This window comes from Cuspidothrix issatschenkoi CHARLIE-1 (assembly GCF_002934005.1).
Taxonomy (GTDB): Bacteria; Cyanobacteriota; Cyanobacteriia; order Cyanobacteriales; family Nostocaceae; genus Cuspidothrix; species Cuspidothrix issatschenkoi.
Genome location: NZ_PGEM01000042.1, coordinates 5,906 through 25,582, shown reverse-complemented (window position 1 = coordinate 25,582; position 19,677 = coordinate 5,906). Strand labels below are relative to the sequence as shown.

Annotated in this window: 20 protein-coding genes; 9 read left to right on the top strand and 11 right to left on the bottom strand. The window is 38.5% G+C overall.

From position 1 onward, the window contains the following. Window positions 1–106 precede the first annotated feature (106 nt). Together CUN59_RS07200 and CUN59_RS07190 are read right to left on the bottom strand one after the other, a co-directional pair. A complete protein-coding gene (locus CUN59_RS07200) occupies window positions 107–670 on the bottom strand; it encodes a CAP domain-containing protein (protein ID WP_104387203.1) in 564 nt (187 codons plus the stop codon). Between the two features lie 411 nt (window positions 671–1,081). Continuing rightward, entirely contained in the window at window positions 1,082–2,176 is a 1,095-nt protein-coding gene (locus tag CUN59_RS07190; RefSeq protein WP_104387201.1) for a nucleotidyltransferase domain-containing protein, read from the bottom strand. A gap of 203 nt (window positions 2,177–2,379) precedes the next feature. Here CUN59_RS07190 and CUN59_RS07185 point away from each other — a divergent pair, with 203 nt between their 5' ends. Both CUN59_RS07185 and CUN59_RS07180 read left to right on the top strand, forming a co-directional pair. Beyond that, window positions 2,380–2,751, top strand: a complete 372-nt coding sequence (locus tag CUN59_RS07185) for an NINE protein (protein WP_104387212.1) — start codon at window positions 2,380–2,382, stop codon at window positions 2,749–2,751. A 61-nt stretch (window positions 2,752–2,812) separates the two neighbouring features. Continuing rightward, window positions 2,813–3,343, top strand: a complete 531-nt coding sequence (locus CUN59_RS07180) for a ComEA family DNA-binding protein (RefSeq protein WP_104387200.1) — start codon at window positions 2,813–2,815, stop codon at window positions 3,341–3,343. Between the two features lie 29 nt (window positions 3,344–3,372). On the opposite strand, the gene lepB is transcribed toward CUN59_RS07180, so the two are convergent. Together lepB and CUN59_RS07170 are read right to left on the bottom strand one after the other, a co-directional pair. Further along, window positions 3,373–3,945 carry a signal peptidase I gene (lepB, locus tag CUN59_RS07175; protein WP_104387199.1) on the bottom strand — a complete coding sequence of 191 codons (573 nt, stop codon included), beginning with the start codon at window positions 3,943–3,945 and terminating at the stop codon, window positions 3,373–3,375. 71 nt (window positions 3,946–4,016) lie between these two features. Next, window positions 4,017–4,505 carry a nucleotide exchange factor GrpE gene (locus tag CUN59_RS07170; protein WP_104387198.1) on the bottom strand — a complete coding sequence of 163 codons (489 nt, stop codon included), beginning with the start codon at window positions 4,503–4,505 and terminating at the stop codon, window positions 4,017–4,019. 395 nt (window positions 4,506–4,900) lie between these two features. On the opposite strand from CUN59_RS07170, the gene CUN59_RS07165 reads away from it, so the two are divergent. Both CUN59_RS07165 and CUN59_RS07160 read left to right on the top strand, forming a co-directional pair. Then, window positions 4,901–5,839: a Tll0287-like domain-containing protein gene (locus CUN59_RS07165; protein WP_104387197.1), complete on the top strand. Its 939-nt coding sequence runs from the start codon at window positions 4,901–4,903 to the stop codon at window positions 5,837–5,839. A 71-nt stretch (window positions 5,840–5,910) separates the two neighbouring features. Continuing rightward, complete coding sequence (locus tag CUN59_RS07160; RefSeq protein ID WP_104387196.1) at window positions 5,911–7,551, top strand: mechanosensitive ion channel domain-containing protein; 1,641 nt, start codon at window positions 5,911–5,913, stop codon at window positions 7,549–7,551. A 46-nt stretch (window positions 7,552–7,597) separates the two neighbouring features. Here the strand turns inward: CUN59_RS07160 and CUN59_RS07155 are convergent, their stop codons facing one another. From CUN59_RS07155 to CUN59_RS07140, 4 genes are read right to left on the bottom strand one after another with little or no spacing between them, the layout of a single operon-like run. Then, window positions 7,598–8,092 carry a LysM peptidoglycan-binding domain-containing protein gene (locus CUN59_RS07155; RefSeq protein WP_104387195.1) on the bottom strand — a complete coding sequence of 165 codons (495 nt, stop codon included), beginning with the start codon at window positions 8,090–8,092 and terminating at the stop codon, window positions 7,598–7,600. 48 nt (window positions 8,093–8,140) lie between these two features. Then, entirely contained in the window at window positions 8,141–8,863 is a 723-nt protein-coding gene (locus CUN59_RS07150) for a zinc-dependent metalloprotease family protein (protein ID WP_104387194.1), read from the bottom strand. A 3-nt stretch (window positions 8,864–8,866) separates the two neighbouring features. After that, the gene (locus tag CUN59_RS07145) at window positions 8,867–9,472 is read right to left on the bottom strand and encodes a TerD family protein (RefSeq protein ID WP_104387193.1); all 606 of its coding nucleotides are present in this window, start codon (window positions 9,470–9,472) and stop codon (window positions 8,867–8,869) included. Window positions 9,473–9,484: 12 nt separating this feature from the next. After that, window positions 9,485–10,060: a TerD family protein gene (locus CUN59_RS07140; protein ID WP_104387192.1), complete on the bottom strand. Its 576-nt coding sequence runs from the start codon at window positions 10,058–10,060 to the stop codon at window positions 9,485–9,487. Between the two features lie 595 nt (window positions 10,061–10,655). Here CUN59_RS07140 and CUN59_RS07135 point away from each other — a divergent pair. Both CUN59_RS07135 and CUN59_RS21670 read left to right on the top strand, forming a co-directional pair. Then, window positions 10,656–10,979, top strand: a complete 324-nt coding sequence (locus CUN59_RS07135; RefSeq protein ID WP_104387211.1) for a hypothetical protein — start codon at window positions 10,656–10,658, stop codon at window positions 10,977–10,979. Between the two features lie 29 nt (window positions 10,980–11,008). Continuing rightward, on the top strand, window positions 11,009–11,233 hold the full coding sequence (locus tag CUN59_RS21670; protein ID WP_207765383.1) for a hypothetical protein: 225 nt from the start codon (window positions 11,009–11,011) through the stop codon (window positions 11,231–11,233). 72 nt (window positions 11,234–11,305) lie between these two features. On the opposite strand, the gene CUN59_RS07125 is transcribed toward CUN59_RS21670, so the two are convergent. Next, window positions 11,306–11,878, bottom strand: a complete 573-nt coding sequence (locus CUN59_RS07125; RefSeq protein WP_104387191.1) for a putative antibiotic biosynthesis monooxygenase — start codon at window positions 11,876–11,878, stop codon at window positions 11,306–11,308. A gap of 683 nt (window positions 11,879–12,561) precedes the next feature. Here CUN59_RS07125 and psbB point away from each other — a divergent pair. Together psbB and CUN59_RS07115 are read left to right on the top strand one after the other, a co-directional pair. Continuing rightward, window positions 12,562–14,088 (top strand): photosystem II chlorophyll-binding protein CP47, encoded by a 1,527-nt coding sequence (psbB, locus tag CUN59_RS07120; RefSeq protein ID WP_104387190.1) that lies wholly within the window; start codon window positions 12,562–12,564, stop codon window positions 14,086–14,088. Window positions 14,089–14,284: 196 nt separating this feature from the next. Then, window positions 14,285–14,389: a photosystem II reaction center protein T gene (locus CUN59_RS07115; RefSeq protein WP_027401293.1), complete on the top strand. Its 105-nt coding sequence runs from the start codon at window positions 14,285–14,287 to the stop codon at window positions 14,387–14,389. A gap of 151 nt (window positions 14,390–14,540) precedes the next feature. Here CUN59_RS07115 and CUN59_RS07110 read toward each other — a convergent pair whose 3' ends face one another. Together CUN59_RS07110 and rsmH are read right to left on the bottom strand one after the other, a co-directional pair. Further along, complete coding sequence (locus tag CUN59_RS07110; RefSeq protein WP_104387189.1) at window positions 14,541–15,896, bottom strand: aminopeptidase P family protein; 1,356 nt, start codon at window positions 15,894–15,896, stop codon at window positions 14,541–14,543. A gap of 117 nt (window positions 15,897–16,013) precedes the next feature. Continuing rightward, on the bottom strand, window positions 16,014–16,919 hold the full coding sequence (rsmH, locus tag CUN59_RS07105; RefSeq protein ID WP_104387188.1) for a 16S rRNA (cytosine(1402)-N(4))-methyltransferase RsmH: 906 nt from the start codon (window positions 16,917–16,919) through the stop codon (window positions 16,014–16,016). A 298-nt stretch (window positions 16,920–17,217) separates the two neighbouring features. On the opposite strand from rsmH, the gene topA reads away from it, so the two are divergent. Further along, entirely contained in the window at window positions 17,218–19,383 is a 2,166-nt protein-coding gene (topA, locus tag CUN59_RS07100; RefSeq protein ID WP_104387187.1) for a type I DNA topoisomerase, read from the top strand. Window positions 19,384–19,677 lie beyond the last annotated feature (294 nt).

Here is a 19,677-nt window from a genome sequence, read left to right as displayed (position 1 = left end):
AATGCTACAATCAAAAAATAATAGTGAAAAGTTCACAAATCAGGAAATTTAACGACAGAAATTTCCTGAAACATCGCTGAAATGATCAATAAAAACCATTTAGATGTCAATTTCTTTTTGTGGTATTAGCATTCAAAAATATTTGTGTCAAATAAACTTCACCTTTGTCATTAGTCGCCACACCAACACCAGTTAAGTTATATTTACCCTGAAGATTCTTCAGATGTCCGGGGCTTTTTAACCATTCGGAAACCGCTTCATTGGACGGACTGCTATATCCCAGATTGTAGGCTACATTTTCGGCCGCACTGTCATAATCAAGCGGAATGGCCATTACGCGCTCTCTAAATCCTTGGTGGCTAAAAGGAACTCTACCACTAGCCATGTTTTCACTATGAATTCTCGCTTGTTTGCTAATTTTTTCGTTAAAAATTAATTGTTTTAGTCCTTTTTTTGCCCGATATTGATTAATTTGCGTAAAAACTGATTGCTCTAAATTAGTATTTTGAAAATCACGATTAGATATTTTTGCTTGACTTGTCACAAGTGATGAACGCTGATGACGAACAGTTTGTTGAGCAGAACTATTATCTAGGTTCGCAGCAGTCATAAGACCACTAGCAAGGACAAGCGTACTTAAAGCCATGCCAAAAGCAGTTTGTCGTAACATAGGGGTTTAATTAATGTATGGATTTATTGGATATATACTCTATCTTCTGATTATTAGAATACTTGCCAGTATACTATTTACATATCTGCCAGCTTGTTAATGTGTTTTTAACAAAATACTATTTATTAGCATCGGGCTAACAAATATTATTTACAATACCATTATTAATCAAAATTAAAAGGAAAAAACAGTATCCCATGATAGATGTTATGGTTATTTACCATTCTTTGTCGGGAGGCTTGACAAATTTCTGAGTTTTGGCTATACTTGTATTAAGATTAGAAGTATGTCTTGCCCATATATAGGGTTGGTAACTCTTCAAAACAGAGCTAAAAATTTTACTAGTTTTAGCAGTAGATTGGGTTTTAGCTTGCTTCCCGAAGGGTACAAGATCCAACCCAAAAAACCATTTTATTTTTCCCAACCTTGCATTTCCACCAACTCCATACATAAATTATTAATTTTCTCTAAATCAGGACGATGTGGCAAACTAGATTGGTGATAGAAAACATCCATTTCCTTAACTAAATCTTCTGCCATTTTCATCAACTGTTCATAATTATAGTCACCTCTTAAAATCGCTTTCAAATCATCAGCATCACCGGCTAATCTTCTATCAACAATTATTCTGCCATTTTTCAATATTTCCAAGCCACTACGTAATAATCTAATACAGTGCATTCCATGTTTTAAATCATAACCTGATTTTTTCTCCATTTCGGCTCTTGCCGGGTTTCTATTTTCCTGCCAAGATATATAAGCTTTCCATTCTCTCAAAGCAATTTGATAACTTTGACTTTTTTGCAGTAACCGAATAAAGTCTTTGCGACTATGAGTTAAATTTTGTGTATATTCTAAAGCATCATCGCTCAAAGCATACTGTTTTAAAACCCCTTTAAAATCAATATCCGCCGTCAATAATTTATATAACTCTTCTGACTCTTCCAAAAATTCAATTTTACCCCTAATTAAAATATATAAATATTCCAAAAATGCGTTTAATTCATCTTTAATTAAATGTGTTTCATCCACAATACCAAAATCTGAAGGTATAGGTTTTTTAGTAGGTGGGTTTAATAACCATTTGCGATGGGTTTCCATTTTTTTAATTTGAGCAAAAGCATAACCAGAATAGGTATGTTTAACTTTTTTACTCAAAAATAAATCTCGGTGATTAATTAAATGTTGTCCTACATCGCTTAAAAAAGGATAATTTGTTAACCATAGCAATTCTAAAACATTAGGATTTGTACCTGCTAACAAATGCAGCACTTTTCGTAATTCATAAATAACCGTATCTTGGTTATTATCTATAAAGGGAAATATTCCTGGTTCATCCCAACCCGAATCTTTTTGTTCGATGCTATCAAATCCTAAATAATACCGTTTAGGAGCAATAAATACACCCCGATAATCATAATCTGATTCTGGACGGTTTAAACCATAACCATGACTACCAGATAAACCAATAAAAATAGCTCTTTTTTCTACTTCAATTCTTTTCATATTTATAGCAAAATTTACATTATGTGTATAATATGATGGATTTATTTTTAATGCTTGACACTGGACATAGTGAATATGGTAATTGTAGATAGGGTTTCTTGAACTGGTAAGGCTTGTGTTTGAGCAATTACAGGAGTAGGTTCAGAGTTTGGTGAACGATTTGGTTTTTGACAATTATTATAAGGATGGGTTTGGATACAATGATGCTAATTAAGCGAAAGAACCGAACTATTGCCGTTATTTTAGCCTTTGCTAGCACACTAACAATTTCAGGTTTACATAAATTTTACCTGGGACAACCACTTTGGGGAATACTATATGTTTTGTTATCTTGGACACCAATTCCTAAAATCGCTAGTGCTATTGAAGGCGTTTGGTATTTAACTCAAGAGGAAGAAACTTTTGATCGCTATTTTAATTTAGGTGAGTCACCGATTAAGGTATCATCACAAATTGGTAATCAGGTAGAATCCGTAGCTAATGCTTTACGTGAGTTAGAAGCACTCCGACAAGATGGATTAATTTCTGAGTATGAGTTTGAGCAAAAGCGTCGTCAAATGTTAGATCAGATTTAGGGAATAGGTGACAGATTTAAGAGGAAATACGGAAGAGTTGTTTTAATCAAGATTATTAATTATGAATAAATGGCTACCTGTAAATCTGAAATTGCAAAAGCTGCGAGGAAAGCTGCTGAGTGACCCCTATTATCGTTTACAATCGGCCGAAGAGGTACGGATGGCGGCTGAGTTGGGTTTGGGTATTGATGTTAATCAAGCCACTGTGGATGATTGGCTGCGTTTACCTGGGTTATCAATTCATCAAGGGCGATCGCTCGTGGAACTTTCTCGCGCTGGTGTAGTATTCTACTGTATTGAAGATGTGGCGGCGGCTTTGGGGTTGCCTGTGCAGCGATTAGCACCTCTAAAGCCTCTGCTAAATTTTAATTATTATGATCATTTCTCTCTAGATCAAACCCAGCAGATTAATCCTAGTACTGCTTCTGTAGAGAGTTTATCAAAAATTCCCTTTATGGATTTGTCCCTAGCGCAGACAGTTGTGGAAAACCGTCTGGCTGGTGGCCCTTACCGTAGTCTAGCAGATTTTCAACAACGGTTAAATTTGCCGGGAGATGCGATCGCTCAGTTAATGTATTATTTGCGGTTTTAGTTATTTGTCAGTTGTCAGTTGTCAAGAAGTTAAATTAAACCGATGCGGTCAAGAGGCCAGAAGCGAAAGGTGGCGCGGCCGATCAAGTTTTGACGGGGGACAAAACCCCAGTAGCGGGAGTCATTACTATCATTGCGGTTGTCTCCCATGACGAAAAATGCGCCTTCTGGGACTTTGATTTCTGGAAATGGACGATTTGGAGGTTCGGCAATGTAGTCTTCTGTCAAGGCTTTACCGTTGAGGTAGACTTTACCCTGGACGATGCTAATTACTGCACCTGGTTCACCAATTACCCGTTTAATAAAGGCTTGATTTTGAGGATAGCCCCGCCGTTGTAATTCTGGTGGTGAGCTAAAAACGACGATATCGCCGGTTTTGGGGGGATGGATCCGATAGGATACTTTTTCCACCACTAGGCGATCACCTGTGTGTAAGGTAGGATACATTGATTCAGATGGAATTAAACGTGGTTCAGCAATAAACGTCCGAATTAAGAGGGCTAAACACAGGGCAATAGTAATTAAAACTAGATTTTCCTGCCAACTACTCTTTATGTTTGTTTGTGATGAAGTATCTTTTATATCACTTTTCTCAGTAGTCATAGTTAACGGTGTAAGGGTGATAGAGGGGCAGGGGAGCAGGGAGAAGATGTTTCCTCCGAACAACTGACAAATTATCCATTATCTGATTTAGCGGTAATAACTTCTGTGGGACGGAAGACTTTTTCACCCAAAAGGAAACCGCGACGGACAATTTTAGTGATTGTTTGGTCTGGCATATCTGTTCTTTCTTCTCGATCAATGACCCGACATAAGTTAAAATCTGGTTCTGTTCCTTCCTGTAATTCTATAGGTAAAATTTGTCGCTTATTTAAGACACTAAGAAACTTGCGATTAACTGCACCAATGGATTTCGGTAGCCGTTCCATAAATTCTGGACTGGGATCGGGATTATTTTCTAGGTAGTTTAATAAGGCTTCTAGAGCATCAGCGACTTCTAAAAGTTCTAAGAATAAATCTTCTGTTTGGGCTGTAGTTTGGGTTTGCTGTTCTCTTAAAGATTGTTGTAATGCTACATTATTTTTTTGGAGAACGCCGAGTTTTTCTACGAGTAAATCTCGTAATTCTAAGGTAATGAGATAATTAGGTGATAAGTCAGACACGGGAAATCTCTTTGGATAGCACAGCTAAGATTTTTTAGCCCAAGTGTTGACTTGGGGATGGAAATAGACATCTCCAAAAAGGATGGTAGAGACGAGAACCCCTACCCCTACCCATAGAACTTCTCTACAAGGGTTTCAGGTCAAGAAGCATCTTTAATTTCTGGAGATGTCTAATGATTACATAAAAGCTGATTATATGAGTATGTTTAACTATTAACTGACAAATTGCACGTAACCCCGCACTCTGGAAAACAACTTGTTGAGTAACCCCTGATTAAAGTTTTAAAACATATTCTTACCCCTTGACTTGTGAACGAGTTATGGGGTAAAATTACGTAGGGTATAAATTAAGTTACAAAATACTTATTTAAAATTCAACCTAACTTCCTATACTGATGAAACAACTTCAAACAAGACTTACCCTAATTATATTTGGTATTTTCTTCACAGGGTGGATTATTTGTGGCTTATCTATTTGGGGACTAGAGTACAGTGGTGCCAGGAAAGACATTATACGCAAGGCTACATTGCTTTTAGAAACAGCAGCCGCTACGAGAGATTACACATCAAATCAAGTTCAACCTCAATTTGCTCTTCTTACGGAAGATAAATCACGTGAAAATGTATTAAATTTAGCTGACAGAAATCAAGAAGTACCTGAGTTTAGTAAAATCACTGTTCCCTCCTATGCTGCCCAACAGATTTTGAATCAATTAGGGACAACCAAAGAAAACAAAGGGTACACCTATCGAGAAAATGCCATTAACCCAACAAACCGCAAAGATTTAGCGGTAGGGTGGGAAGTTGAAATAATTGAATACTTTGCCAAAAATCCTAATATCAAGGAAAAAATAGGTGAGCGGCTGGATTTAATAAGCGGACAAAAAACCCTTTATATGGCCAAACCAATTCAGATTACTAAGTCCAGTTGTTTAGTTTGCCATGGTAAACCGGAAAATGCTCCTCCTTCTCTGATAAAAACCTATGGTAGTGAGAATGGTTTTGGCTGGAAACTAAATGAAATCGTCGGAACAAGGATTATTTCAGTCCCCACAGTTGTTCAATATCAGGAGGCACAGAAGTCTGTCGGGTCTTATTTATTGGCGATCGCCAGCGTATTTTTGGTAGCATACACCACAGTTCTTCTAATTGTACAGAAATGGATTACCAAACCTCTAGATACTATTACTCAACTACTGGAAGAAATTAGTCTGCATCAGTTGGAAAGGTCTCAACTCCCAGAAGATAAATCCAATTCATTAAGCCCGCTTAACAAAGCAATTAATCGCTTATTAATCAGTCTCAATAAAGCCTTAGAAGCAGACAAAAAATAACTTTGTATAGGTTAAATTGTCCAACACAATCAGCCATTATTAGAGTTATTATCGGTAATCGAGGATTCTATATGAAAAATTTTTTAGCTCTTTTCCAAGTTGCATTTACCGGATGTCTGTTATTCATTTATGTTGTTATTTCAAACAACCCCGAACAAGTTTTTCCCACATTATTATATTGGTTGAAAATTGCCGTATTAATAAGTGTTAGCATAGTTATTGTTAATGCTGTTTCTTTCTTAGTAATCAATTTTTGGTTAACTCGTAAAAAAAGAACGCGCCCATCAAGATTATTGAAATTAATAGTCTCAGGTTTTCTGTATTTGATCTGCACTTTTATTATTCTACGTATTCTCGGTCAGGAAACCACAACGTTTTTTACTACTTCTGCTTTATTTACGGCAATTGTTGGATTTGCAATGCAAGAACCACTAGGAAATTTCCTTTCTGGCATTTTTCTTCAGATTAACCAACCGTTTCAAATTGGCGATCAGATTCAAGTTCAGGCATTAGAAGGGGTTGTTGTAGAAGGGGTGGTGGAATCAATAGATTGGAATTCAACAGATATCCGTCTCACATCTGGTGAAATTACTTATGTTCCTAATGGTGTGATCGCTAAAGAATTAGTCAAGATGATCACCCCTAGTTCGGTCTATCGAACAGTGGACTTTACAACTTCTGCCCATGTTCCACCTAACCAGGTGATGGATATCGCGTGTAAGGCAGTAATCAACCAACCCCTGTCAAATATTAATCTTGACAAACCCGTATTTGTCAGAATGTGGTCTTATGGGCTAGAGGAAGTCAACTATAAATTATTTTACTATCCCAAAAACTACAGTGAGGCCGAAAACCATACGGATCCAGAAATTCGCTGTCGGGTTTGGTATGCTCTGAGTCGTACTAGCTTGGGAAGTGAGTATCAGTCCACTGAGAATGAACGTCTGTTACAACTTGTTAGCAACATTGAATTTTTTAGAAATTTAACTGTCGAGGCTCAAAGGCTTCTGGTAGAACATTCAAAAACCCTACTGTTTGATGCGGACGAATTGCTTAATTCTCAAAATCTTCTTTCCCCAGGAATGTTTCTGGTAGTAAGAGGTTGTGTCATGATAGAACAAAAATTAGTCCCGAATTTAGAAACAATTACCTTTAAACCCTTTAGTCGTCAACCGCAGAATCATACCCAGTCTAGCTATGCTCTCAAACCACTAGCAGTTGAACAAGTTGCCTCTGAGTTAGCTGAGTACATCGGTCCGGTTGCGTTCTCCCTGACTTACCAAGTGGCTAAAGAAGTATCATCTCTTTATTGGCTCTATGCAAGTTTAGCCTCTGAGATTGAGAATATAGACCAGAGACAGGAATTTATCCGTCAGCAACCAGATGCTCCAATAGAAAAATTCCTGATAGGAGATTTCTTTGGAGAGATGAATCTTTTTATGGGAGAACCATTACCACTAGTTAAAATTACCACATTTGAAGATACGGAGATTCTGGCCATTACTCCCGCCGCAGTTGCAAATGCCCTTCATCATGACGGAATCTCTATCAATACAATGGGCCAATATATTACTCAATATCACAACAATTACTTAACTGGAACACTACAGGAAGTTCCCTCCAGTATTTTAAATCAGGATGGGATTTCAGAACAAATGCAGGAACACTTAGAACCCTATTTTCGCCGTTTATTAGACCCATTAGACATCTAGTGAAAATTATCCTAATAAGCACAATTCATGAATTGTTCCTATATATTCATGGGGTTTGTTCCTTACAGTTACTAGGTATTTTTAATACCTGATCTACATCTAATTTATTTTCTCTTTTCTGTAATTCCGGGTTAACAGCAACGATTAATTTCCAATCACTAGATTTACTACAAAGTTTAGCCGCAATACTACTCAGAGTATCTCCAGATTGTACCGTATAAGTAGCTACTGAAGGGGCTGGTTGAGGGACAACAGGAGTAATTATCTGTGAAGTTGGGGTAGAACTAGCGGATACGGCAGAATTAGATACATTTGCGGTATACATAAATGTTTGGAGGGCAAAAAAACTACCTGCTGCACCGATTATTAAACCGATCGTTAACATAAAGATGGCAATTCCTGTTGTCCAAGATTTAGGACGTTGCGGTAGTTCTTCTAGGGAGCGAATCAAATAAATATCTGTCTCACAATTAGGACAAGTGTTAGTTTGAATTCCTTGATAACCACAAACAGGACAGTCAATTTTAGTTTTGGTGTTCATCGTATAAGTCCCGTGATAATTCTATTACTGGGTAGTTGTTGATTTAGGTTAATAATTGGGTGGATGGATTAATGTAAGCCGATGACGAATAGCTTTATTCATAGAAATAATTTGTCCTACATGAAAAGAAGGAGGCATTAAACTATGAATGCGATGATCCAATCCATCGTGCATCACATCTGTTGGTAATAGTGAATGATCTAATCCCAAGGTGTGACCAATTTCATGGGCGATAGTATTAGCTATTAAATTAGAAAATTGACCTAAATTTAAATTAGCTTGATTGGCAGTATTGATAATTTGGTCAATGCGAACAGCAGCAATATCTGTAACTTGATGATGACGGAAACTAGCTATTCCTAAATAATCTACAGGTTGCTGATCTGAAAATACATATACATGAGTAAAATTACGTCCCCATTCTTTTTCTTCTGGTTTTTCTGAAGTTAAAAATACATGAACACTTCTAAAAGCACTAAAAACTTTAGCCAAAGCATCGGCCATTATTTCTAGCATGGTATTATTGTGATCATTTGCGTGAATGCTTCCAGAAATGTCTATCCAAATACAATAGTGCATTTCTGGTTCTTTAGAAGTTAGAAATGAGCCACATGATGGACATATACGCCAATCAAGTTGAATCCGAGAACGGCAACCTTGACAGCGTGGTTTTGCTGGTCTTTCCAGGTTAAGCCGTTCCCAGATGGGAACTTGCGATTTACGATTTGTCTTGGGTTTTTTGGTTAAATTCAGGCGATCGTAAAGTGACATTCTTTAACAATAAGATGCAACAAGTTCCCCTAAGCCATTAACACTCACACCATTACCAATAGCTGCCATTTTCCACTCATTATTATGGCGATAAACTTCAGCTAAAACCATCCCTGTCATGCCGCTGTACTCTTTACCAGATAGGTTATATCGAGCTAATTCTTTGTTATTAGCTGAATTTACCAATCTAACAAAGGCATTGTCAACTTGGGTAAAATCTTGTTTACGAGCAATGCAATCGTAAATATTGATGACGAGGACTAATTTAGCAATATCAGCAGGAATGCGCGGTAAATCAATAATGATTACTTCATCATCTCCATCGCCAGCACCAGTTAAATTATCTCCTGTATGGACGATTGATCCTGATGAATGTTGAAGATTACCAAAGTAGATAATATTCTCTTTTGCCGTTAATTTACCATTAGCATCCAAGCAAACTACAGAAGCATCTAGATCATAGTCATGACCACCACCACCAAAATTCCTAAAAAATCCACCACCAGACTTTTTAACTACATCCCAACCCAGTCCACACATCAATTTGGTTAGACCAGGAGCTTCTTTAGAAAGAGAAATTCTCTGTCCTTTCTGGAGATTAATTGCCATTTTTAATTTCTCCTAGCTAAACCGATCTAATAAAGCTTTTAATCCACCTTGATAGCCTGAACCAACGGCGTTTAAACGCCATTCACCGTCTTTTCGGTAAAGTTCAGCCATAATTAATGCAGTTTCAATGGAGTAGTCTTCAACTAGGTCATAGCGAATAACTTCTTGTTCGTTTTGAGCATTTACAACTCGAATAAAGGCATTTTGCACTTGACCAAAATTTTGATGTCGTTCTGCTGCTTCATGAATAGTGACAGCTATGACGATTTTTTGGACATCCGCAGGGATTTTTTGTAACTGAATCTTAATAACTTCATCATCACCATCACCTGCACCAGTTAAATTATCTCCCGTGTGTTGAACTGATTTGGCAGCATCTGGACTAGTGAGATTATTGTAAAAAATGAAGTGTTGATCAGAAATTAATTTTTCGTTACTTCCCAGGAGAAAAACGGAGCTATCTAAATCAAAATCTAAGCCAGTATCCACAACCTTAACATCCCATCCCAAGCCTACAAATACTTCGATCAGTCCTGGGGAAACTTTTTCTAGTGATATCCGTTGTCCTTTAGTTAATGAAACTGCCATTGTTTACTATGCTCCTAAAGTTTTTGGTTGCTTTTACTTCTAGCCAAGTTTGTTACTGATATCTGAAATCCAGATTCAGCCCTGTACAGTATTAATAGAGAAAATTGAGACACACTAAAAATAGTTGCTGTTAAATTCTGTCTAGTGCCATAAAGGACATCAGACTTAGGATCTATTGCAGCATATATACATGAAAAAAACAAGTCATGCTTTTGCAAAGAAAAACTCCAAAACGTTTTCAGATAAACATTTACAGAGATTTAATTTTAACAAAACTTTATCTGTATTTTTTCTGTTTTTTGCTTCATACTGATTAAATACGATTCATAGTCATCTTAACTCAGTATTCATTCGTATTTTATATGCATAAGTTATTTAATATATTAAATATTGCTACAATTGCTATGTATGTTTATCTAAGTAGATTTGTGCTAAAATTTATTTTCTTTAGATAGTTTTAAGCATCTCTATACAAAAAGTAACATTTTCACCAAATTATATACCAAGACTATGATTGGTTAAAGGCGTGTTTTATGGGTGCAGTCAACGCTTGATAGTGAACACATTTTGAAACTTGAAAAGTGAGAATAAGACTGTGAAATATTTTTTTCTGGCTGAGGGATGGAAAATTGGCAGAGTTTGGGCATCTGATGGACTATGGCAGATGATCGCCTGGCGGAGAGAACCAGAAATTAAACAGTTAAATCTTTGTTTGACGGAAAACCAGGAATTACTCTGGCTTTATCAAGTAGAGGAGGCAATTGTGACGATAGAAGTCAAGCCCATCTCTTTAGAATTGGCTAATGATGTTATTGGTAGAGTTGTTTTGAGAAGACTGATCAGTGCTGAACAAGTAATTCAACGCTTGGCAACGGCTGAGGCTAAGTGTCAGCTTCAGAATCTTGAATTGGTTGTGTGAACTACCCACACTGACCTGACGGTACAGTGTTGGCTTCCTGTCCAGCAGAAAGTACAGTAGTAGACTTCTTTCGTCCTCTATTACTGCGACTTACTTCTCGGCGACAGGCTTTATCCTTCGTTCCAGAGGTCAAACCTTCGGCTTCGCTCAGGTTAAAAACTTGTACTAAGCGCGGCCGAAGTATTCGTAGTCCCTCGTCTTTGAGGTTTATCGTTTCCTTGCCATCTTCAAATAAAATAGCAGCGAAATATTGATGACTACAATTTTTGGTTATGGTTACAGTTTTAATTTTCCCAAGTCGGTTAAGCTAAATTTTTTAAGTGTTACTAAGAGGTTGGGTAAAGCCATTTGTAGCATAATTTGGTCAATTGAGGCATGAGAAGGTATGTAAGTATCCACACCACTATGCCAACGATAATAAATTGCGCTAGTAACTCAGGAAGATGGATAGCATTCAGCAACGGACCGATGATAAATTTCACAGTCACTAAGGTCACGAAGACACCCAACCAGGTGAGTAACACCATTTTATAACGCTTAGGTGGAGATTTTTGAGGTCTTTTGGGTAATTCATACCAAGTTTCTAACCCTGTGTTAACTTGTACGTTTTCCTGTTCTTGAATTAAGGGTTTAACTCGTTCAATCCATTCACTACGTACTGTAGAATTTAACCAAGTTTGTAGATTCTCATTATTATCAAAGTGAAGAACAATAATATAATCCTGACGCACTCCTACCTGGGGACGAATGATATTAACTCCTAGATGTCCTGCAAATGATTTGGCGACAGGAATAATACCTTTGATCCATTCTTCATATCCCTCTTCTCGTCCTGGTTTGACTAGATGGGAAATAACGGCCGTGACGTGGTTTTCAGCGTTGAAGTTAGATTCACTCATTATCTTTATTTAAGACATACGCGATGTAGAAATTTTACTCTAAGGTTCAAATGTTTTATTTGACACAAAATATTAAAAATATTTTTAAATATTAATAGATCACTACACCAGGAACATAGTCAAGAATACGACCAATAATCATAGGATCATCAGTACCCCATTGTGATGAAGAAGATATCTCGCCATAACTTAGATATGTAAACTTGGTCTAAAATAAAACCTGTAATTTCTCTACAGGCCATAGTGAGGAAATGCTTGTAGCAGTTCGCCTGATAAAACTCCAATTTAGTTTTATGCTGGAATAGTGGACTGAAAAAACTTCCGCTTTTTAGATAAATGAGGTTATAACCAGCATTTCTAGCGGTCGGTAATGATGTTTAAGCCACAGGCTAGGTAATCCCAGCAATGGAAACCCTTGCAAAGCGTTCCATCAATAGTTACACTTTTTAAAATATTCTCATTTTTGTTTAGTAATGCCTACGGGGCGGTCATGCGATCGCCCAACACTTAAACAGCTAGTTCTTGAAAAAGAACTCAATCTATGGTAGTGAGTCGGTATTACCAAACTCAAAATCAGCAATAAAAAAACCCAGAGATTCTTCTAATTGACGGTTTCCGTCCTTTTTGAACCTCAGTAAGAAAATTGCTTTGTAAACATAACTCATCCAGGAGGCTAGTAGTCAATGGGACTACCTTGGTACCGAGTACATACAGTCGTTCTGAACGATCCAGGTCGGCTGATTTCTGTACACTTAATGCACACAGCTTTAGTAGCTGGCTGGGCTGGTTCAATGGCGCTGTACGAATTAGCCATTTACAACCCCAGTGATCCAGTTCTTAACCCCATGTGGCGACAAGGGATGTTCGTACTTCCCTTCATGGCACGTTTAGGCGTAACCGAATCTTGGGGCGGTTGGAGCGTAACTGGAAACACCGCAGTAGATCCCGGTTTCTGGTCATTTGAAGGCGTTGCTGCTGCACACATTGTTCTCTCTGGTTTATTATTCTTGGCTGCCGTTTGGCACTGGGTTTTCTGGGATTTGGAACTGTTTAGAGATCCTCGCACTGGCGAACCTGCTCTAGACTTACCAAAAATGTTTGGTATTCACCTGTTCTTATCTGGTTTACTTTGTTTTGGCTTCGGTGCTTTCCACCTCACTGGACTATTTGGCCCAGGAATGTGGGTGTCTGATGCCTATGGGATCACTGGCAGTATTCAACCAGTAGCACCAGAATGGGGACCGGCTGGGTTTAACCCCTTCAACCCCGGTGGCGTTGTTGCTCACCACATTGCGGCTGGTGTAGTTGGTATTATTGCTGGTTTATTCCACCTCACTGTTAGACCCCCCGAAAGGCTCTATAAAGCCCTACGGATGGGTAACATTGAAACCGTACTTTCCAGCAGTATCGCCGCAGTATTCTTTGCTGCTTTCATAGTAGCTGGAACTATGTGGTATGGTAACGCTACCACCCCCATCGAATTGTTTGGCCCTACCCGCTATCAGTGGGATCAAGGTTACTTCCGTCAAGAAATTCAGCGCCGTGTGCAAACCAGTGTTGCTGAAGGTGCTTCTCTAAGTGAAGCTTGGGCGAAGATTCCTGAAAAATTAGCTTTCTATGATTACGTTGGTAATAGCCCCGCTAAAGGTGGTTTATTCCGTACCGGTGCAATGGTAAATGGTGATGGTATTGCCGAATCTTGGCAAGGTCACGCTGTCTTCACAGATGGGGAAGGACGCGAGTTAACAGTTCGTCGTCTGCCTAACTTCTTTGAAACCTTCCCAGTAATTTTGACCGACAAAGATGGTGTTGTCCGTGCTGACATCCCCTTCCGTCGGGCAGAATCTAAATATAGCTTTGAACAAACTGGCGTAACTGTCAGCTTCTACGGCGGTAATTTGAATGGTAAAACCTTTACAGATCCCGCCGATGTGAAGAAGTTTGCTCGTAAGGCTCAAGGTGGAGAAATCTTTGAATTTGACAGAGAAACCTTGAAATCGGACGGTGTATTCCGTACTTCTCCCAGAGGTTGGTTCACCTTTGGTCATGCTGTATTCGCTCTATTATTCTTCTTTGGCCACTTGTGGCACGGTTCACGGACAATTTACCGTGATGTATTTGCCGGTGTGGAAATTGAAGAAGAACAAGTTGAATGGGGTCTGTTCCAGAAGTTGGGTGACAAGACAACTCGCCGAAGAACGGAAGCTTAAAACTTGGATCAGGTATGAATAGGACTTACGCACAAAGCAATCAAAAACCTGATTCTTTCGTAGGGGTAATTCATGAATTACCCCTACTTTCGTGATGTTTTGCGTAAGTCCTGATGAAGTAGGAAAATCTACTTCATACTTTTTCCCCGGCTTGCTAAACTAAAATTACTGGCTCAACAGGCAGGATCTGAAGAATATGGAAAGTGTTGCTTACATCTTGATTTTAACCCTAGCAATAGGTGTACTCTTTTTTGCGATCGCCTTCCGCGAACCCCCTCGTTTTGAGAAAAAAGAGAAATAGTTAATTATTCCCGATTTTTGTAGGAATATATCGAAAAATATCCGTTGTTACTAATTGATGGTAGCAACGGATATTTTTTAGGAGAAGTTGCTATAGGGTTTTTTTCATTGTTTTGAAATCATTTAAACTATCAAGATTTAGCATTTAAAATTTAACAACTAACTAAATCTTCAATAGCAGTGGCTTGACTTGGTAATGAGGCTGTTAAAACCTCACTTCCTGATGCTGTAACTAATACATCATCTTCAATCCTAATTCCTCGCACATCGGCAAATTTTTCTAATCTTTCCCAATTAACTAAATATTGATATTGATCACGAATTTTTGGATCATTTAAAATTGCGGGAACTTGGTAAAATCCCGGTTCAATTGTGACTAACATTCCAGCACGTAAAGGACGATTTAACCGCAAATAACTTAAACCAAAACGGCTACTTCTATTTCTGCCTTCATCATACCCGGCTATATCTCCCAAATCTTCCATATCATGAACATCTAAACCTAAAAGATGCCCAATTCCGTGGGGGAAAAATAAAGCATGAAGATCCATTTTTACCAAATCTTCTGGTTTACCTTGCAAAATTCCTAAATCTACTAAACCTTCAGCAATGATAGTTGCCGCTAATAAATGAATTTCTGCATATTCTACCCCAGGAGCTATATTTTGAATACAAGCATCATGGGCGGCTAAAACAATATCATAAATATCTCTTTGGGTAGATGAAAACTTACCAGAAACAGGCCAAGTCCGTGTAATATCCGCCGCCCAACCTGTTTGGGTTTCTGCACCCACGTCAGCTAAAAGTAAATCTCCTAGTTGCAGAGAGTGGTAATAATGATTGTTGTGTAAAACTTCACCATGAACTGTAACAATACTGGTGTAGGCATTGGTCATATTTTGACCGATAATTACTGCTTCCATTGCAGCGCGGACTTCGGCTTCGAGTTTAGCTTTCCCAGTTGCAGCCATTCCAGCTTTGTGTGCCGTTATACTCACCGCCGCAGCTTTACGTAATTCTACTAAGGCGGCTGCGTCGTGGGTGAGACGGAGGGAAACAATGGCTTTTGCTAGTTCTAAATCAATTCCTTCTAGTGGATTTTTTGGTAAAACCCAGCGATTTAAAAGTTGTGTTTGCTGTGTCCAAGTAGTAGCATCTTGAACGGGAAGAGTGGCGACATTTTCCAAATAACTTCCTAATTCTGCCATGGTTTTGGCCTCATCTGCACCTATTTTGGCAGCGATTTCTTCACGGGTGGGGGTTTCTCCATGCCACAGGGCGCTACTGGGGTGGGGGTCATCTATAAATAGTTGTAGTTTGCCACTTTCTAGGCGAATGGCGGCGTTTTCCAGGGGAATTCCCGCAAAATAGAGGAAATGGCTATTGGCGCGATGGGGGAAGGTATTGGCGGAGAAGTTGCGAGGGCTGCTACTACCTGACCAAAGAATGGCGGGAAAGTCTATGATTTCTGCTAGTTTTTGGCGACGGTGACGGAGGATGGTTTGCATAAGAGTTATGGAAAACGTTCGCAAGGTGTGCTGTTAGGCATACCACAGAGGACACAGAGGAAGAGAGTTGAAGTTGATTTCTGTGTAAGTGTAGAGATGTTTTATGGAAAATCTCTATTATTGTTCTATATTTTTCTTTTCTGCTATTCTCAATTTAGCAGAACGAGAACGGGGGTTTTCTTTTGTTTCTCCTTCTGTGGCAATTATGGGTTTTTTTGTCAATATTCGCAATAATGGGGAATTTCTCAAACCATGTTTAACGAGTCGGTCTTCTAAGCTGTGAAAGCTGATGATCGCTATTCTTCCACCGGGAATAAGGGCGTTTGGTGCTTTTTCTATGAGGGTTTCTAGAACTTTTAACTCGTCATTCACTGCTATGCGTAAGGCTTGAAAAACACGAGTTGCGGGGTGAATTCTCCCATGACGATATTTAGGAGGTACGGAATAGGCGATCGCCTCTGCTAATTCTGTAGTATTATTAAAGGGGCGTTTTTCTACTATTCTTCGGGCTATTTTTCTCGAAAGTCTCTCCTCACCATATTTAAAGAAAATATCCGCTAATTCTTTTTCGTCCCATTCATTGATGATATCGCCAGCAGTTAAAGATTGTTGCTGGTTCATTCGCATATCTAAGTTTGCAGTGTTGCGAAAACTAAACCCTCTTTCTGGGTTATCTAAATGATAGGAACTTACTCCTAAATCAGCTAAAATTCCATCATAACTATTTTCGGGAAATTGAAAATTGGCAAAGTTACTATGAATAAATTTAACTCTATCCCCAAATTTTGATAAGTTCTCTTTTGCGGCTTTTAAAGCGTCCTCATCTTGGTCAACACAAGTTATTTTAACATCTTCAGCAGTTTCTAATATTAAGCGACTGTGACCTCCACCACCGACAGTTAAATCTAAATAATTTCCACCTGGTTGAATATTTAAACCTGTAATCACTTCTTGACTGAGAACAGGAATATGGGAAAAAATAGGTGATTCTAAATCTAGGGATGTTTGTAAATCTGATTGCATTATTAGTTGATTTAATTTATTAAACTTTAACTACTTTTTGCTTGGCAATGACAGAATTAAAATCAATTTCTTTCTGATCTTTAAATGAGTAGTTCATTAATTACCCCTACTAAAAAATCGGGGTTTTAACCATATCTTGCGTAAGTCCTAATGAAAATTTTGTAGGGTCGAAAGGCCATCCGTCCCTATGTTTATATTACGATATTTTGAAACGGGGTGTATGAACAGGATTTTGTGTAATCAATTGTGTCAAACTACTTACTATTACCAATAATAGAGCATTCAGAAATCAAGCACCATGCCCAAACGTCTCCTAGTCGTCGAGTCTCCCGGTAAAGTCAAAAAACTGAGTCAAATTCTCGGTGCAGATTGGATAGTTCGCGCTAGTTGTGGACATATCCGCGAACTTAGTAATGAGGGTGATGATTCACTGGGATTCACTATGGATGGTAATAGTGTCCAGTGTAATTATATTCCCCGTGACCAACGCGCCAAAGAAACTATTCAACAACTTAAAGCTGCTATTAGACAAGTTGATGAAGTTGTTTTAGCTACAGACCCAGACCGAGAAGGAGAAACCATTGCTTGGCATCTCAAAGAAACGTTAGGTTTGAGAGAACCCAAGAGAGTCGTTTATACTGAGATTACAGCATCGGCGGTAAAAGCGGCCATTTCCCATCCCAGAAAACTCGACACCAATTTAATCGGTGCAGGATTATGTCGAGATTGTCTTGACAAACTGGTAGGTTATAAAGGCAGTCCCCTAGTTTGGGCATTAAATAACGGGGCAAAAAGCGTAGGTAGAGTTCAAAGCGCCACATTACACCTAATTTGTCAGCGCGAAAGAGAAATTCAGGTTTTTGTCCCCCAAGATTACTGGAGTGTGTGGGTAGACTATAAAGAAGGATTTCGGGCTTTTTACAAGGGTACGGCAAATTCTGCCAGAGAAACACCAGAACAAGAGACTGAAACTCACGATGATGCAGCTAGTAATAATCCAGAAAAACCAGAATCTAAACGAGTTCTTTCCGAAGCAGAAGCAAACAGATTAGTTGCAGAAGCAAAGCAGCATCCCCATCAAATTATTCAAGTTGAAGGGAAACTCACCTATCGTCAACGACCCCCACCATTTACCACCTCCACCCTCCAACAAGCAGCCGGTTCTAAGCTGAAATTTGCCCCCGACAAAACCATGCAGGTGGCACAGAAGCTATATGAGGCAGGATTAATTACATATATGCGAACCGATTCAGTGATGCTGAGTCCTGAATTTTGTGCTAGTGTGCGTCAATGGTTGGAACAAAATGACCCCCAGAATGTACCTCAGCAAGTAACAAAACATCGGAGTAGTAAAACAGCACAGGAAGCACATGAAGCCATTCGTCCTACAGATGTATTTCGGCCTTCAGTGCAGTTGCGGGCAGAATTACCTGAAGATGAGTTTAACTTGTATGTGATGATTTGGAAAAGAGCAGTTGCCTCCCAATGTCGTCCCGCACAAGTTAGAAAAACTATCATCATTACTCAATCAGGTAATATTTTATGGCAAGCTAGAGGACAAGTTGTAGAATTTTACGGTTATGCAAAATACTGGCCTAATCTGGGTAAAGATGCCGTTTTACCTATATTGCAACAGGGACAAATGCTAACTTTAGAAAATGCGGGACATGAGAAGAAACAAACCCAACCACCACCAAGATATAGTGAACCAAAACTGGTTCAATTGATGGAAAGAAAAGGTATTGGTCGTCCTAGTACCTACGCGCCTACAGTTGCTACTTTAAAGAAACGCAATTATATTGAATTGAAAAAAGATCATCTTCATCCTACAGCTTTAGGTTTAGAAGTTGATGACTTTTTACAAAAGGCATTACCAGATTTATTAGAGGCGGAATTTACTGCCAAGATGGAAGCAGAATTAGATAAAATTGCTGAAGGAAAAAACTCTTGGCAACATTATTTAACTACTTGGAATCAAAATTATTTTGTACCTGCGCTTTGTAAAGCGAAAACTGTGGTTGTTAATTCGTCGGGTACAGCTAAAACTAATAATTTGCTTGATCGTAAATATGAAAATTCTAAAACTCGCTGTCCTGAGTGTAAGAATTTTCTAGCTAAAATTCCTAGTAGTAAAGTTAAAAAGAAATACTTCCTTAAATGTGTGAGTGGGTGTGAAAATATTGTGATGTTTTGGAGTGATTTTAATAAAACTTGGGAAGTGCCGAAAACGAAAACATCGGAAACAGAAAAGACTCCTAAACCACCAGCTAAAATTACCTCCTATCCCTGTCCGGTATGTAAGAAACCCTTAGAGGAGTATAGTTATATTAAAGATGGGCAGAATAAAACAATGTTACGGTGTTCTGGTCAGGAATCATGGAAGGATAAAAAACATAAAGATGTCGCTTATTTCAATACTGAAAAAGGGTGGTGGAGTCCTAAATTTGGGAATTTGATAGTTTAATTGTCAGAATCAGGATATCCAGGATTATGAGGATTTTCAGGATGGCTACACAGGCCATCGCTCCATAACCACCTGATTCTGACAAATTAAATATTAGAAATTGCTACGAGGAAATTTATAAACAATATATTTCCTTTAGAGGATCATTCTAACGGAAAACCGCCATATTTTTCAATCATTCTATCAATAGAATAATTTTTTATTTGGGGCTTGCTGAATAAAGCTATAACCGGTTATTAATAGGGGTTTCGCGGATTTTAAGAACAAGCAAGTGCAAGGTTTTGGCAAATGGAG

Bases quoted from the DNA above. Each gene is read 5' to 3' on its own strand.
- CUN59_RS07200 (WP_104387203.1), bottom strand. From the start codon at position 670: ATGTTACGACAAACTGCTTTTGGCATGGCTTTAAGTACGCTTGTCCTT.
- CUN59_RS07190 (WP_104387201.1), bottom strand. From the start codon at position 2,176: ATGAAAAGAATTGAAGTAGAAAAAAGAGCTATTTTTATTGGTTTATCT.
- CUN59_RS07185 (WP_104387212.1), top strand. From the start codon at position 2,380: ATGCTAATTAAGCGAAAGAACCGAACTATTGCCGTTATTTTAGCCTTT.
- CUN59_RS07180 (WP_104387200.1), top strand. From the start codon at position 2,813: ATGAATAAATGGCTACCTGTAAATCTGAAATTGCAAAAGCTGCGAGGA.
- lepB (WP_104387199.1), bottom strand. From the start codon at position 3,945: ATGACTACTGAGAAAAGTGATATAAAAGATACTTCATCACAAACAAAC.
- CUN59_RS07165 (WP_104387197.1), top strand. From the start codon at position 4,901: ATGAAACAACTTCAAACAAGACTTACCCTAATTATATTTGGTATTTTC.
- CUN59_RS07160 (WP_104387196.1), top strand. From the start codon at position 5,911: ATGAAAAATTTTTTAGCTCTTTTCCAAGTTGCATTTACCGGATGTCTG.
- CUN59_RS07155 (WP_104387195.1), bottom strand. From the start codon at position 8,092: ATGAACACCAAAACTAAAATTGACTGTCCTGTTTGTGGTTATCAAGGA.
- CUN59_RS07150 (WP_104387194.1), bottom strand. From the start codon at position 8,863: ATGTCACTTTACGATCGCCTGAATTTAACCAAAAAACCCAAGACAAAT.
- CUN59_RS07145 (WP_104387193.1), bottom strand. From the start codon at position 9,472: ATGGCAATTAATCTCCAGAAAGGACAGAGAATTTCTCTTTCTAAAGAA.
- CUN59_RS07140 (WP_104387192.1), bottom strand. From the start codon at position 10,060: ATGGCAGTTTCATTAACTAAAGGACAACGGATATCACTAGAAAAAGTT.
- CUN59_RS07125 (WP_104387191.1), bottom strand. From the start codon at position 11,878: ATGAGTGAATCTAACTTCAACGCTGAAAACCACGTCACGGCCGTTATT.
- psbB (WP_104387190.1), top strand. From the start codon at position 12,562: ATGGGACTACCTTGGTACCGAGTACATACAGTCGTTCTGAACGATCCA.
- CUN59_RS07115 (WP_027401293.1), top strand. From the start codon at position 14,285: ATGGAAAGTGTTGCTTACATCTTGATTTTAACCCTAGCAATAGGTGTA.
- CUN59_RS07110 (WP_104387189.1), bottom strand. From the start codon at position 15,896: ATGCAAACCATCCTCCGTCACCGTCGCCAAAAACTAGCAGAAATCATA.
- rsmH (WP_104387188.1), bottom strand. From the start codon at position 16,919: ATGCAATCAGATTTACAAACATCCCTAGATTTAGAATCACCTATTTTT.
- topA (WP_104387187.1), top strand. From the start codon at position 17,218: ATGCCCAAACGTCTCCTAGTCGTCGAGTCTCCCGGTAAAGTCAAAAAA.